This is a genomic window from Asanoa siamensis, from assembly GCF_016862555.1.
In the GTDB taxonomy this organism is placed as follows: domain Bacteria; phylum Actinomycetota; class Actinomycetes; order Mycobacteriales; family Micromonosporaceae; genus Asanoa; species Asanoa siamensis.
On the sequence record NZ_BONE01000093.1, the window covers coordinates 16,178 to 30,460 of the forward strand.

Annotated in this window: 13 protein-coding genes and 1 pseudogene; 6 read left to right on the forward strand and 8 right to left on the reverse strand. The window is 72.6% G+C overall.

Annotated features, from left to right (window positions below):
• Positions 1-59 precede the first annotated feature (59 nt).
• From Asi02nite_RS35240 to Asi02nite_RS35250, 3 genes are read right to left on the reverse strand one after another with little or no spacing between them, the layout of a single operon-like run.
• Positions 60-2,144, reverse strand: a complete 2,085-nt coding sequence (locus Asi02nite_RS35240; protein WP_203718371.1) for an MMPL family transporter — start codon at positions 2,142-2,144, stop codon at positions 60-62.
• 59 nt (positions 2,145-2,203) lie between these two features.
• Positions 2,204-2,869: a response regulator gene (locus Asi02nite_RS35245; RefSeq protein ID WP_239127466.1), complete on the reverse strand. Its 666-nt coding sequence runs from the start codon at positions 2,867-2,869 to the stop codon at positions 2,204-2,206.
• Positions 2,862-4,019, reverse strand: a complete 1,158-nt coding sequence (locus tag Asi02nite_RS35250) for a sensor histidine kinase (RefSeq protein ID WP_203718373.1) — start codon at positions 4,017-4,019, stop codon at positions 2,862-2,864. The genes Asi02nite_RS35245 and Asi02nite_RS35250 overlap by 8 nt, the downstream gene beginning before the upstream one ends.
• A 138-nt stretch (positions 4,020-4,157) precedes the next feature.
• Here Asi02nite_RS35250 and Asi02nite_RS35255 point away from each other — a divergent pair, with 138 nt between their 5' ends.
• On the forward strand, positions 4,158-4,532 hold the full coding sequence (locus Asi02nite_RS35255) for a YciI family protein (protein ID WP_203718374.1): 375 nt from the start codon (positions 4,158-4,160) through the stop codon (positions 4,530-4,532).
• A 23-nt stretch (positions 4,533-4,555) separates the two neighbouring features.
• Positions 4,556-5,776, forward strand: a complete 1,221-nt coding sequence (locus tag Asi02nite_RS35260) for an RNA polymerase sigma factor (RefSeq protein ID WP_203718375.1) — start codon at positions 4,556-4,558, stop codon at positions 5,774-5,776.
• On the opposite strand, the gene Asi02nite_RS35265 is transcribed toward Asi02nite_RS35260, so the two are convergent.
• Positions 5,773-5,952: an antitoxin gene (locus tag Asi02nite_RS35265; protein WP_203718376.1), complete on the reverse strand. Its 180-nt coding sequence runs from the start codon at positions 5,950-5,952 to the stop codon at positions 5,773-5,775. The genes Asi02nite_RS35260 and Asi02nite_RS35265 overlap by 4 nt on opposite strands.
• Positions 5,953-6,061: 109 nt before the next feature.
• Between Asi02nite_RS35265 and Asi02nite_RS35270 the strand changes: the two genes are divergently transcribed.
• Complete coding sequence (locus Asi02nite_RS35270) at positions 6,062-6,478, forward strand: four-helix bundle copper-binding protein (RefSeq protein ID WP_203718377.1); 417 nt, start codon at positions 6,062-6,064, stop codon at positions 6,476-6,478.
• Here the strand turns inward: Asi02nite_RS35270 and Asi02nite_RS35275 are convergent.
• Together Asi02nite_RS35275 and Asi02nite_RS35280 are read right to left on the reverse strand one after the other, a co-directional pair.
• On the reverse strand, positions 6,475-7,638 hold the full coding sequence (locus Asi02nite_RS35275; RefSeq protein WP_203718378.1) for an FAD-dependent monooxygenase: 1,164 nt from the start codon (positions 7,636-7,638) through the stop codon (positions 6,475-6,477). The genes Asi02nite_RS35270 and Asi02nite_RS35275 overlap by 4 nt on opposite strands.
• On the reverse strand, positions 7,635-8,252 hold the full coding sequence (locus Asi02nite_RS35280) for a PadR family transcriptional regulator (RefSeq protein ID WP_203718379.1): 618 nt from the start codon (positions 8,250-8,252) through the stop codon (positions 7,635-7,637). The genes Asi02nite_RS35275 and Asi02nite_RS35280 overlap by 4 nt, the downstream gene beginning before the upstream one ends.
• 96 nt (positions 8,253-8,348) lie before the next feature.
• On the opposite strand from Asi02nite_RS35280, the gene Asi02nite_RS35285 reads away from it, so the two are divergent.
• Positions 8,349-9,605 (forward strand): MFS transporter, encoded by a 1,257-nt coding sequence (locus tag Asi02nite_RS35285; RefSeq protein WP_203718380.1) that lies wholly within the window; start codon positions 8,349-8,351, stop codon positions 9,603-9,605.
• Here Asi02nite_RS35285 and Asi02nite_RS35290 read toward each other — a convergent pair whose 3' ends face one another.
• Positions 9,606-9,791 carry a DUF1918 domain-containing protein gene (locus tag Asi02nite_RS35290; RefSeq protein WP_203718381.1) on the reverse strand — a complete coding sequence of 62 codons (186 nt, stop codon included), beginning with the start codon at positions 9,789-9,791 and terminating at the stop codon, positions 9,606-9,608.
• Positions 9,792-9,905: 114 nt separating this feature from the next.
• Here Asi02nite_RS35290 and Asi02nite_RS42035 point away from each other — a divergent pair.
• Together Asi02nite_RS42035 and Asi02nite_RS35300 are read left to right on the forward strand one after the other, a co-directional pair.
• Positions 9,906-10,541: pseudogene (locus Asi02nite_RS42035) on the forward strand (ATP-binding cassette domain-containing protein); the annotation flags it as partial.
• Between the two features lie 452 nt (positions 10,542-10,993).
• The gene (locus Asi02nite_RS35300) at positions 10,994-11,950 is read left to right on the forward strand and encodes a dipeptidase (RefSeq protein ID WP_203718382.1); all 957 of its coding nucleotides are present in this window, start codon (positions 10,994-10,996) and stop codon (positions 11,948-11,950) included.
• On the opposite strand, the gene Asi02nite_RS35305 is transcribed toward Asi02nite_RS35300, so the two are convergent.
• On the reverse strand, positions 11,947-14,283 hold a 2,337-nt coding region (locus tag Asi02nite_RS35305), incomplete at its 5' end, for an AAA family ATPase (RefSeq protein WP_203718383.1). The two genes, Asi02nite_RS35300 and Asi02nite_RS35305, sit on opposite strands and share 4 nt — an antisense overlap.

The window sequence follows — 14,283 nt, forward strand, 5'->3', positions numbered from 1 at the left end:
CGGGAGCAAGACGAGAGGGTGCCCACCCCCCGTGCGTGGGCACCCTCTACGAGGAACGGTCAGCGGGCAAGCACCAGCTCTGGCGATGACGGGGCCGCCGCGGGTGTTGTTTCCGTCAGCGCGAACCGGGAGTGGAAGCGGGCCAGCCACGCCGGGGCCCACCAGTTGTAGCGCCCAAGCAAAGTCATCGTCGCCGGGACCAGGAGCATGCGGACGATTGTCGCGTCCAGGATTACCGCTAGGACCAGGCCCAGGCCGATCGCGCGGATCGGGACGAAGCCGCCTGCCACGAAACCCGCGAAGACGATCGCCAGTAGGGCTGCCGCCGCCGTGACGATGCGGCCCGTGAGTTGCAAGCCCTCCGCTACCGCGGTCGACGGGTCCGCGCCCGCCAGCCAGCGTTCGCGCATCCGGGACAGCAGGAACACCTCATAATCGACCGACAGGCCGAAGGCGATCGCCGCCACCAGGACCGGGACCGTCAGGTTCGTGCCGTCCAGTTCCGGTAGGCCCAGGTTGCCCTGTTGGAAGACCCAGACCACCGCGCCCAGGGCCGCGCCGATGCTGAGCAGGTTGGTCAGCACCGCCTTGATGGGCAGCAGGATCGAGCCCGTGAACAGGAACAGCAGCACCAGCGTGCCGAGCGCGACCAGGGCGATGGCCCACGGCAGCCGGTCGGCCAGCATCCCGCGGTAGTCGATGAGCCGGGCCGTGTCGCCGCCCACCAGTGTCTCGACCGGCGTCGGCAGGTCGCGCACCGCGGTCGCCACCGCCTGCTGGAAGTCCTCGTCCACGTCCGCCTCGACCAGGGTGCGGTCGCCGATCGCGGTCACCTCGACCTCCCGTACACCCGGCATGGTCTCGATCGAAGCCCGCAAGGACAGCACCGCGGCGCTGTCGGGTGCGGCCGCCACCACCGTCGCGACCTCGTCCGGCCGGATCTCGTCGGGGTAGTGCACGGCCATCTCGTCGTAGAGCGTCCGCGTGTCGGTGCTCGTCGGCAGCAGCCGCGGATCACCGGCGGAGAGCCGCATGTCGAGCACCGGGATCGCGATGAACAGCATCGCCGCGAGCACCGTCAGCGCGGTCACCGCGGGGCGGCGCTGCACGACCCGGGCCAGCCGGGCGAAGACCCCGACACCGGCCGGTCGCGGCGCGCGTGGCTTGATCCGCTTGCCGAAGAGCGTGAGCAGCGCGGGCAGCAGGGTCAGCGCGGCCAGCAGGTCGAGCACGACGACGGCGGTGCCGGCGATGCCCATCGACCGCAGGAACGGGTCCGGGAAGACGGTCAGGCCCGCCAACGCGACGGCGACGGTCAGACCGGAGAAGAAGACGGTACGCCCGGCGCTGGCCGCGGTCCGCAGCACCGCCGGACCGACCTCGGGGTCGACCGCCCGCTCCTCGCGGAACCGGTAAACGACCAGCAGCGCGTAGTCGACCGCCAGGCCGACCGCCAGCATGGTGACGATCTGGATGGAGTACACGGACACGTCGGTCACCTGGCTGAACGCGAACAGCACCCCGAACGTCCCGCCGACACCGACGACCGCGATCAGCAGCGGCAGGCCGGCGGCGAGCAGCCCGCCGAAGACGATCAGCAGGAGCAGCAGCAGGACCGGCGTGCTGAAGATCTCGGCGCGGGCCACGTCGCTGGCCGCCTGCTCGCTGAACTCGTCCTCACTGAGCGAGCCGCCCGTGACGGTGATCATGCCGATGCCACCGAGGTCGCTGCGGATCCGTTCCGCCGCCTGGGCGGCGACCTCGTCCGCGCCGTCGCCGAACGCCATCGTCACGGTGAACGCGACCGCCTGACCGGTCACAGGGGACGGTATCGGCGGGCTCACCTCCGCGACCCCCGGCATCGCCCGGACCGAGGCGCTGACCCGGTCGACCGCCGCGGTGACGGCCGGGTCGGTCGCGGTGACGCCGCTGACGACCGCGGTGATCTCCTCGGGCGAGGGTGCGAGATCCTCCTGGAGGGTGGTCGCCCGGTCCGATTCGCTGCCCGGCACGACACCGACGGAACCGACGAGGCGTTCGAAGACGCCGATACCGACCGTGAAGCCGGCGCCGACGACGGCCAGCCAGATCACCAGGACGATGACCGGGCGGCGTACGGAGAAACGAGCGAGTGACGTGGTCATGCCAACGATCCAACGCGCGCGGCGGCCTCGCCGGATCGCCGTCCGGAGTGGACCGTGCCTCACTCGCCGGAGCGAGGAACGACCAGTCCGGTCTCGTACGCGAGGACTACGGCCTGCACCCGGTCGCGCAGGCCGAGCTTGGTGAGCAGGTTGCTGACGTGGGTCTTCACCGTGTGCTCGGTGACGAACAGCTCGCCCGCGATCTCCGCATTGGACAGCCCGCGGGCGACCGCCTTGAGCGTCTCGGTCTCCCGGCCGGTGAGCGCGCTCAGCCGGCCGTCGACGCGGCGGGGCGCCGCCCGGGACACCACGTCGGCGATCAGCCGCCGGGTCACCGTCGGCGCGAGCAGGGCCTCCCCGCCGGCGACCACGCGGACGGCGTTGACCAGGTCGTCGCGGCGCATGTCCTTCAGCAGGAAGCCGCTCGCGCCGGCGCGCAGCGCGTCGTACACGTACTCGTCGAGGTCGAAGGTCGTCAGCACGAGCACGCGGGTGTCCGAGGCGGCGCAGATCCGGGCGGTGGCCTGGATCCCGTCGAGGTGCGGCATCCGGACGTCCATCAGCACCACGTCGGGGCGCAGGCGCTCGGCCGCGGCGACGGCCTCCACACCGTCGGCGGCCTCGCCGACCACGGTGATGTCGGGCTGGGCGTCGAGGATGAGCGCGAACCCGCCGCGGACCAGCTCCTGGTCGTCGGCGACGAGCACGCGGATCTGGTCAGCCACGCCCCACCGTTGCCACGACGGGCAGCCTAGCGTGCACCAGGAAGCCGGTGCCATCGTCCGGAGCGCCGGTGCGCAGCGTGCCGCCGCACGCGTCCACGCGCTCGCGCATGCCGATCAACCCGTGGCCGCCGGACTTTCGGGACGGGCCGCGACCGTCGTCGCGGACCTCCACCTGCAGCGCGTCGTCGACCCAGCTCAGCCGCACCTCGACCCGGGCCGCGCGGGCGTGCCGGACCACATTGGTCAGTGCCTCCTGCACCACCCGGTACGCCGCGACGGCGGTGTCGGCGGGCACCGGCCGGCGCTCGCCGGTCTCCCGCAGCTCGGCCGCGAGGCCCGCGACTCGGGCCTGTGAAACCAGCGCGGGGATGCCGTCGAGGTCGGGTTGCGGCGCGCGCGACGCGGGCTCGGTGCGCAGCACGCCCAGGGTGCGGCGGAGCTGGGTGAGCGCGTCGCGGCCGGCGTCGGCGATCGCGTCGAACACCTGCTCGGCGCGGACCGGGTCGCGGCGCACGACCACCGGGCCGGCCTCGGCCTGCACGACGATCATGCTGACCGAGTGGGCGAGGGTGTCGTGCATGTCGCGGGCGATCCGCTGCCGCTCGCGGGAGGCCGCCTGCGCGTAGTCGGCGGCGAGCTGCTCGGCCCGGGCCTCCAGGTTCTCGATCAGCGCGCGCCGGGAGCGGGCGATGGCACCCAGGGCGTACGCGCCGCCGAACAGGATCACCGACGCGCTCACCGGCAGGATGCTGTTCTTCGGCGTCAGCGAGATGGTCAGCCCGACGATCGTGCCGACGATGCCGATGGTCCGCCAGGCCGGGCTGGCCAGGGACGCGAACGTGTAGGTGGCCACGAGCTGGCCGAACGGCACCTCTTTGATCAGGTCGTTGACCGCCAGGATGGCCGTGGCGATGCCGGTGACGAAGGTGACCGGGATCGGCCAGCGACGGCGCCAGGCCAGGGGGAGCGAGCTCAGCGCGGCGAACGCGTACATGGCCGTCGTGTCGTCGCCGTCGACCACCGGGGAGGCGATCGTCGCGAGGTAGCAGAGCAGCGCGACGAGCGAGTCGACGACCAGCGGCGGCAGGTCGCCGGCCGCGTCGGTCGCCCGCCGGAGCGCCCGGCGCGCCTGCTCGGCCAGCTTCCGCACGCTGGCAGTATCCGCTGTGACCGGCCGCCGGCGCCTCCCTCGCAGGAGCGAGAAGAAAAATCTCCGGCGGATGTCGAAACCGGCCCTCGCCCGTTCGACCCCTGGGTAGAGAAGGCCACCGAGCAGAGGAGAAACATCATGAAGGTCATGGTCATGATCAAGGGCACCGGCGCGGACGAGGACAAGATCGCTCCGACCGCGGAGATGCTGGCGGCGATGGGCGAGTACAACGACAAGCTGATCAAGGCCGGGATCATGCTCGACGGGGGTGGCCTGCGGCCGAGCGCCGAGGGCAAGCAGGTCGTCTTCGAGGGCGGCACCACCTCGGTCGTCGACGGCCCGTTCACCGAGTCCAAGGAGATCATCGCCGGGTACTGGGTGTGGCAGGTCAGCTCGATCGAAGAGGCCGTCGAGTGGGTGCGGCAGGTCCCGACCGACCCGAAGACCGGGCTGCGTGAGGTGCTGGAGATCCGGCCGTACTACGAGGACGCCGACTTCGAGAACCTGGCCTGACCGGACCCGGGGGAGGGGCGACCATGGACGCGCGGCGGACCGTCGAAGCGGTGTGGCGGATGCATTCCGGGCGGCTGGTCGCCTCCCTCACCCGGCTGGTCAACGACGTCGGGCTCGCCGAGGACTTCGCCCAGGACGCCTACCTCGCGGCGCTCGAACAGTGGCCGCGGGAGGGCGTTCCGGCCGAGCCCGCGGGGTGGTTGCTCACCACGGCCCGGCGCCGGGCGACCGACATGATCAGACGCGAGCGGGTACGCGACGAGAAGTACGCGCTGCTCGGCGCGGACGACGACGACGGCGGCGCGGCCGGCACCGACCGCGAGTTGCTCTCGCTGGTGTTCGTCGCCTGCCACCCGGTGCTCTCCCAGGAGTCGCGGGCCGCGCTGACGCTGCGGATGGTCGGCGGCCTGAGCACCGACGAGATCGCCCGCGCGTTCCTCGTGCCGTCGGCGACGATCGGGCAGCGGATCTCCCGCGCGAAGCGGACGCTGGCCGAGGCCGAGGTGCCGTTCGGGATGCCGGACCCCGACGAGCTGCCGGCCCGGCTCAACGCGGTGCTGGAGGTCGTCTACCTCATCTTCACCGAGGGCTACTCGGCCACCTCCGGTGACCGGTGGATCAGGCGCGACCTGGCGGAGCAGGCGATGCGGCTCGGCCGCATCCTGGCCGCGCTGATGCCGGCCGAGCCCGAGGTGCACGGGCTGGTGGCGCTGATGGAACTGCAGGCGTCGCGGTTCGCCGCCCGCACGGGTCCGGACGGCCAGCCGGTGCTGCTGGAGGACCAGGACCGGTCGCGCTGGGACCGCACCCTGATCACCCACGGCCTGCGGGCGTTGGCCCGGGCGCGCACGTTGCGCAAGCCGCTGGGTCCGTACACGGTCCAGGCGGCGATCGCGGCCTGCCACGCCCGCGCACCGCGCTTCGCCGACACGGACTGGGCGGCGATCCTGGCCCTGTACGACGCGCTGACGCAACTCTCGCCGTCGCCGGTGGTCCGCCTCAACCGCGCGATCGCCCTGTTGCACGTGGACGGCCCGCAGGCGGCGCTCGACGAGGTCGAGGAGCTCGCGGCCGACCCGCGCCTGGGCCGCTACCACCTGCTGGGCGCGATCCGCGGCGACCTGCTGCTCCGCCTCGACCGCCGCACGGAGGCGGCCGAGGTGCTGGAACGCGCGGCGGCGCTGGCACCGACGCGCCACGAGCGGGACCTCCTGATGGCCCGAGCCGCCGCCGCGCTGCCCTAGACCGTGTCGCCGCCGCGGGTGCGCTGCTGGACCTCGTCCACGCCCTTGTCGATCGCCTTGTCGTACTTGTCGTCGACGCGCTTGTCGACCAGCTCGCCGGCCCGCTCCGCGCCCTCGTCGACCTTGTCGTCGTTCTTCTCCGCGTAGTCCTTGGCCTTGTCCATGAAGTCACTCATGGCGGCTCGGTGCCCCGTGCGCGACCGCTCAAACGTGATCGGCGCCGGCGGCATGATGACGCTTTCGAGGGGAATGCGGGGATGTGTCCGGACCGACCTGGAGGCGATCATGACCACCACCACCCTGCCGATGCTGGAGACCTACCCGCAGCCGATCGCGCTGGACCGCGTGCAACTCGCCGCGACCATCGACATCATCGACGACTGCGCCGAGGCCTGCACGACCTGCGCCGACGCCTGTCTCAGCGAGCCCGACGTGGCCGCGCTGACGAAGTGCGTCCGCACCAACCTCGACTGCGCCGACGTGTGCGCGACCACCACCCGGGTGCTCTCCCGGAACACGGGCCACGACCTGACGACCAGCCGGGCGATGCTGGTGGCCTGCGCCGCCGCCTGCGCGGCCTGTGCCGCGGAGTGCGCGCTGCACGCCGAGATGCACGAGCACTGCGCCATCTGCGCCGAGGCCTGCCGCAGCTGCGAACAGGCCTGCAACGACCTGCTCGCCGCGATCGACGGCGACAGCTAGGCAGCCGAAGCCCAGTCGACGTGGTAGTCGAACACCTTGCGTTGGGCCGCCCCGCCGGCGGTCATCCGCAGGATCGCCGGCAGCACCGCGTCGCGGACCACCCGGCCCACCGGGCCCGCCGCCTTGCTGCTGTTGTTGCGGGCCGCGGCCTTGATGATGGCCTCGACCCGCGGCCGCCGGCCGGCCTCGTAGCGGGCGAAGGCGTCCGCCGGCTCGGCGTGGTCGCGCAGGCACTTCGCCAGCACCAGCCCGTCCTCGATGGACAGTGAGGCGCCCTGGCCCGACGTCGGTGTCGGCGCGTGCGCGGCGTCGCCGACCAGCACGACCCGGCGGGAGTGCCAGGAACGCAGGCCGCGTACGGACGAGATGGCATCCATGGGCACCAGTTCCGTGGTCGCGTCCAGCACCGCGAGCGCCGGACCCGCGTCGCCGGCGAAGAGTTCGCGCAACCGCGGCACCCAGTCGACGCCGGCCAACTCACCCCGTGCGGGCGCCGCCCGGTGCGGCACGTTGGCGAACCACCACACCTCGTCGCCGGGCGCCACCAGATAGCCGAAGAACGCCCGCCGGCCGAAGATCATCTCGTAGTGACCCGCCGGCGCGGAGACCTCGGCGACCGGTCCCGCGAAGCCGCCGTTGCCGACCAGCCCGGCGTAGACGGGCGGCGGCGCGGCCGGGTCCATCGCCTGCCGGACGGCGGAGTGGATGCCGTCGGCCCCGATCAGCACATCGGCCGAGGCGGTGCTGCCGTCGGCGAACGACGCCCGTACGCCCGATGCGGTCTCGGTCAGGCCGACGAAGCGCTTGCCGGTCACCACCGGGATGTCGCGGGCGACCGCCTCGTCGTGCAGCGCGCGATAGAGGGCGGCGCGGCGGAGCGTGAAGCTGCGCGGCCCGCCGGTGCTGGTCGTGCCGAGCACCTTGCCGGTGGTGCTGCGCAGCGTGATGCCCGGCGTCGGGAAGGCGGCGGCCAGCGCGGCGCCGTCGGCGTCGAGCACCCGCAGCGCGTCGACGCCGTTGGGCGCCAGGGTCAGGAAGGCGCCGCCGCGTGGCGTGCTGGCCGCCTCGTAGACCGTGGCGTCGATGCCGGCCTTGCGCAGCGCCATGGCGGTCGCCGGACCGGCGATGCCGCCGCCGACGACGATTGCCGTGCGGATCATGACTCGTCCCCCTTCTGCCCGGAGCCGGCGTGGAGCGCCGCCCACTGCGGACCCCAGCCCGCCTCCGGATCGGTGATCTGACCGATGAACCGTTCGACGAACGCGATCTCGGCGTCGAGCAGGGCGATGCGGTATTCCTCCTCGACGAGGAAGAGCGGGTGCACCCCGGCCGCGCTGTCGACGAGCGCCCGCGTCTCCGCCCGCACGGCGCGCAGCCGCACCAGCCGCTGCCGGAGCAGCGCCACCGCCTCGTCGGGCGGGAGCGCCGCGATCAGCGACAGCGCCGCGACGAAGTGCGGGTATTCGTAGTCGGGCTCGCCCAGCAGGTCGCGCAACCAGTCGCGCAACTCGGCCCGGCCGGCGTCGGTGATCGCGTAAACCGTGCGCTCCGGGCGCTGCCCGGACCGGGTCGTCTCCCGCGACGCCACGAAGCCGGCCTTGGCCAACTGCGCGATCACCATGTAGAGCGAGCCGTGGTTGAACCGGAAGCTGCGGTCGTCGTGGTGCTCGCGCAGCAGCTTGGACAGCTCGTAGGGGTGCTTCGGGCCCACCGTCAGGTAGGAGAGCACCGCCAGGGCCAGCAGGTTGCCGACCTTCCGCCGCGCCGTCGCCATGACCGCACCTCCTGTAGTCAACCCCAACTATCCAGCTCCTAATAGTCAGTGTCAACTATTGCGTAAGTCGATGTTGCTGTAGTTGGCTCACGAGCCATGGGGGACGCACGGGTACGCCGGGGTCCGCTGGTGGCGTTCCTCGCGGCCGAGGGCGTCTCGCTCGCGGGCAACAAGATGACGATGCTGGCGTTGCCGTGGCTGGTGCTGACCACCACCGGCTCGCCGACCAAGGTGGGCCTGGTCGCGTTCGCGCAGACCGGTTGCTACGTGCTGGTGAAGATCGCCGGTGCACCCTGGATCGACCGCCTCGGGCGCAAGCGCTGCGCGGTCTGGGGCGGGTTCGCCAGCGCGGCCGTCCTGGTCGTGGCGCCGGCGACCAGCCACCTCGCCGGGCTGCCGTTCCCCGCACTGCTCGCGATCGTCGCCGCGCTCGGCGCCGTGCAGAGCCTCACCGACGCGGCGAAACGGCTGATGGTGCCGGATCTCGTGGCCGCCAGCGGGGCGCCGCTGGAGCGCGTGACCTCGCTCTACGCGGGCGTCGAGCGACTCTCGTTCCTGCTGGGCACGCCGGCCGCGGGCCTGCTGATCGCCTGGCTCGGCGCGGTCGACGTGCTGCTGCTCGACGCGGTCGCCGCCGCGTTCGCCGCGGTGCTGATCGCCGCCGCGGTGCCGGCCGGTCCACGCCAGCAGCCGGAAGGCGGCTACCTCGACTCGCTGCGGGTCGGGCTGCGGTACGTCCGCACCGACCGGTTGCTGCTGGCCATCTCCGCGGTCCTGCTGTTCACCAACCTGATCGACCAGGCGACCATGGCGGTGTACGTCCCGACCTGGATCGCCCAGGTCGTCGGTGATCCCGCCGTGCTCGGCACGATCGCCGGCGCGTACGGGCTGGGTGCGGTCCTGGGTTCGTTGCTCTTCGCCTGGTTGGGCCCGCGCCTGCCGCGCTACCGGACGTTCGCGGTGTCCCTGCTGCTCACCGGCTCGCCGCTGCTGTTCGGCCTGGCCCTGACCACCAGCCTGCCGCTGCTGCTCGGCATCTGCGTCTGGTGCGGCGCGATGTCGGCGTCGATCAACCCGATCATCAGCAGCGCGATGTTCGAGCGGGTGCCGGCCGAGTTGCACGCCCGGGTGTTCGGCTTCACGGGGTCGCTGGCCTGGGCCGGCATCCCCCTGGGCGGCCTGCTCGGTGGCCTGGCCGTGGACGCGCTCGGGCGTACGCCGGGCCTGCTGCTCTCGGCGTCCGTCTACCTCGTGGTGACCCTGCTGCCGCTGCTCTTCCGGCGCACCTGGCGCCGGCTCGACCGGGACGCGCCGACCGCCGACGACGCGCCACGGCCGGCCGTCATCGCCTGATCACCGTTTCTGTTCGACGTGCGCCTCGGTGCCCGGGAACACCAGCCCTTCGGTGCCGTCCGGCCAGCGGACCAGGTACGGCGGGCTGCCGTCGGAGTGGCGCACCTCGACGATCTCGCCGGTCCGCCGGGCATCGCCGACGTGGATGCCCTCGACGACCAGCCGGTCACCAACTTCGGCCTGCATGACATGCCTCCATCCCGTGCGGACTCCTTCGTTGTTCCCGGCTTTTCGGCGCGCACACCTTGACGATGAGCGTAACTGTAGTGCAACACTAGAGTTCGACTCTAAGGAGGTGCACTGGCCACGCTGCTGCGGCCCGACGCGGGCCGGGCCCGGGTGTTCGGGCACGACGTGATCGCCGAGGCGACCGCGGTCCGCGAGCGGATCAGCCTCACCGGCCAGTACGCGTCGGTCGACGAGACGCTCACCGGCCGCGAGAACCTCACGCTGCTGGGCCGGCTGCACGCGCTCTCCCGGGCCGCCACCGCCGCCCGGGCCGCCGACCTGCTCGACCGGTTCGACCTGGCCGGGGCGGCCGACCGCCTGGTGCGCACCTACTCCGGCGGACAGCGTCGCCGCCTCGACCTGGCAGCGGGCCTGGTCGTGCCGCCCGACCTGCTCTTCCTCGACGAGCCGACGACCGGGCTCGACCCGCGCAGCCGCGGCGAGGTGTGGAGCCTGGTCCGCGCCCTGGTCGACGAGGGCGCCACGGTCCTGCTCACCACGCAGTACCTGGACGAGGCCGACCAGTTGGCCGACCGGATCGCGGTCATCGACCACGGGCGGCTCGTCGCCGAAGGCACCAACAGCCAGCTGAAGGCCACCGTCGGAGGCGGCACGCTGCGGGTGCGGCTGCACGACCCGGCCGACCGCGCCGAAGCGCTGGCGGTGCTGGCCCGCGCGCTGGGCTCGGCCGAACCCGCCGGCGATCCGGACCACCGGCACCACCGGCGCCGCGCTCAGCGTCGACATCGCGACCGGGGTGTACGACCGGTTCCGGACCCTCTCGATCCGCCCGGGCGCCGTGCTCGTGGGCGCGCTCATCGGCGACCTTGTGCGATACGTGGCGGCCTCCGTGGTGGTGGTCGCGCTGGGGCTGGCCCAACGCCGGGTGCGGTGCTCGCGCTGACCCAGGCGGTGCTCTACCCACTCTCGTTCTTCAGCAACATCTTCACCACGCCGGCCCGCCTGCCGGGCTGGCTGCGGGCGTTCGTCGGCGTCAACCCCGTCAGCCAACTGGTCAGCGTGGTCCGGGCGCTGATGGCCGGCGAGGCACCAGGCGCGAGCCTCGGCTGGTCGCTGCTCGGTTGCGCGGCCCTCACGGCGATCTTCGCACCGCTGGCGATGCGTCGATTCCGCTCAGCCGGGTAGGGCATGATGCGGTGATGGATCACCGGCTCCTCTGGGAACAGCACTGCTGCCTGCCGCTCGAGCCGACGGCCGACGTCGGTGAGCTGGCCCGCTACGCCCGCCCCGGCGGCGCGTACGTGTCGGTCAACGTCGGCTTCACCCCGCACCCCACGGAACTCGTCTTCGAGTTGCTGCACACGTGGCGGCGCGGGGTGACGGCCGACGCGCGGCTGAGCCTGGTCGACGGGGTCGCCGACATCGACGCCGCGACGCGGGCCGGCCAGGTCGGCGTGGCGTTCGACCTGGAGTGCTCCACGCCGCTGGGCGGCCGGCTCGAGCGCGTCAAGGAGTTCTACGACCTGGGCGTACGCACGATGCTGCCGACCTACAACGTGCGCAACGCGGCCGGGTCCGGGTGCACCGACGCCGTCGACGAGGGACTCACCGCGTACGGGCGGGATCTGGTGCGCGAGATGAACGCGGTCGGCATGGTGGTCGACGGGTCGCACTGCAGCATCCGCACCGGCCTCGACCTGGCCGAGGTCACGCAGCGGCCGATGGTCTACAGCCACTCCTGCATGCGGGCGCTCTGGGAGCACGAGCGCAACATCACCGACGACCAGGCCCGCGCCTGCGCGCAGACCGGGGGAGTCGTCGGCATCACCGGAGTCGGCGTCTTCCTCGGGCCCAACGACGCGAGCGTCGAGGCGATGGTGCGGCACATCGACTACGCGGTGGAGCTCGTCGGGCCCGAGCACGTCGGCATCTCGTCCGACTACTCGTTCGACCTCGACGACCTCAACCGGGAGATGGCCGAGAACCCGGACCTGTTCCCGGAGATGTACCGGCGATGGGGCCCGATCAAGATCATGCCGCCGGAGGACCTGCTCCGGGTCGAGCAGGCCCTGATCGACCGCGGCTACCCGGCGCAGGCCATCGACGGCATCCTGGGCGGCAACTTCCGCCGGGTCGCGGAGCAGGTCTGGCGCTAAGGCCGGTCGCGCAACGCCGCTTCGATCGCGGCGATCCGGTCGGCGACCAGCCCCACCGCGCCGACGGCCCGGGTCATCGGATCGTCGGACGCGCCGCCGAGGGCCTTCTGGCGCAGATAGGCGGCCTTGACCTCGGCCCACCGCGACGCCTGGTCCGGCGTCAGCCGGCCGCGCAGCGCGGCCAGCTTGAGCAGGTTGGCCTCCGCGGCGGCCGCCAAAGTCTGGGCCTCGCCGACGTAGTGGTCGTCGAGGACCGCCTCGAGCTCCTCGTCGTTCATCACCGGCAGGATCCGCTCGGCGAGCTTGTTCATGTTGCGGTAGGAACCCTGCAGCAGGAACGGCGGCTCGGTGCGGGCGGCGTCGTCCTGGCCCGCGGAGGCGATGTAGGCGCGGTTGACCGCGAGCACCACGTCCCGCACCCGCAGCAGCTTGACCAGCACGGAGCGGATCTGGTTGAGCTCGACCGGCGGGTACGGGTGGGCGAGCTGGTCCGGCAGCACGCCCGTGTCGCCGCGGGCCATCCGCACCAGCAGCTCGATGTCGCCACGCTCGCGTGTGGACAGTGGCGCGAGCACCGGGTTGGCGGTCAGCGCGTTCTCGACATAGCTCAGCGCGAACAGCTCCTCGCGGCCCGACAGCACGTCGCCCAGGTTCCACACGTCGGCCCGGTTGGCCAGCATGTCCGGCACCCGGAACCGCTTGCCCGACTCCGTGTAGGGGTTGCCGGCCATGCACACCGCGAACCGCTTGCCGCGCAGGTCGTACGTCCGGGTCCGGCTGTCCCAGACGCCTTCCATCCGGCGCTGCGCGTCGCACAGCGAGATGAACTTCTGCAGGAGCTCCGGCGAGGTGTGCTGGATGTCGTCGAGGTAGAGCAGCACGTTGCTGCCCATCTCCAGCGCGAAGGAGATCTTCTCGACCTCCTGGCGGGCGGTGGCGTTGGGCGCCGACGCCGGGTCGACCGACGTGACGCCGGTGCCCAGCGCGGGCCCGTTGACCTTGACGAACACCAGCCCGAGCCGGCTCGCGACGTATTCCATCAGCGTCGTCTTGCCGTAGCCCGGCGGGGAGATCAGCAGCAACAGGCCCGACTGGTCGACCCGCTTGCCGTCACCCGTCGCGCCGACCTGCCGCGCGAGGTTGTCGGCGATCAGCGGCAGGTAGACCTCGTCGAGCAGCCGGTTGCGGACGAAGCCGGCCATCACCCGGGGCTTGTGCTCGTCGAGCCGCAGCCGCTGCGCGGCCCTTGCCGCGACCGCCGCGCGTTGCCGCTGGTAGTCGCGGTAGGCGGGTACGCGGTGGTCCCGGAACTCGCGGGTACGGGCCAGCGCCTCGTCCAACCGCAACGTCAGCCGCCGCCCGGCGATCCGGGGATGGGTGCCCAGCAGGCCGTCGACCGTCGCGGACAGCGCCGCCGCCGAGTCGTGGCGGGGCAACTCGGCGCCGCACAGCTCGAGCGCGACCGCCTCGGCCAGGTCGTCGGCGTCGGCGCCGGCATAGGCGGCCAACCAGGCCTCGGCAAGCTGGTGACGGGCGGCCAGGTCGGTGCCGAGCGCGCGCAGGTCCTCGTCGAACTCGCGGGCCTTCGGCCGGCCGAGCCGCTTGCGGAAGCCGGCCACCAGGTGCCGGGCGCCGGCGCTGGTGACGAAACCGCCGGTGCCCGCGGCCAGCTCCTCGAAGAGGTACTCGCCGGCCAGCGGGTGGTCCACCAGCCCGTAGGCGGTGATCGCGGCGCCCAGCTCGGCTTCCAGCTCGTCGATCGCGGGGGAGCCGCCGAAGACGGCGCGGGCGCGGGCCAGCGAGGCCGCCCGCCGCTGCCAGGAAGCCTTGTGGTCGCCCGCCGCGCCGAACGCCCAGAAGAGTTGCGCGGCTGCCCGCGCCGCCGGGGGATAGCGGAGCAGCCCGGCGGCGGCGTGCAGGCGGAGCAGCGCGTCGAGGATCGCGGTGGCGTCGGCGTCGTGGATGCCGCGCTCGTAGCCCTCGTCGATGCGCTCCTCGGCCGCCCGGCGCACCAGGTCGGCCAGCGTGCCACCGGCGGCGGCCGCGTGCAGCGCGTCGAGGTCGGCCGTGGCCAGGATCGAGGTGGCCAGGAACTCGGCGCGGCTAACCTCGGGCGACTCGGAGACCAGTGGCTGGTCCCAGAACCGGCGCGTGCTCTCGAACGCGGGGTCGTCGACCGGCGCGCGGAAGTCGGTGCCGGTGACCGCGACCGCGAGCGCGCCGTCGTGCGGCACCAGCGCCAGCTCGATCGCCTGCGTGTTGACCGCGAACCGGTGCCGGCCGAGCTGGATCGTCTCGCCGCCGTCGCGGAACAGGTCGACCCGGTCGCGCAG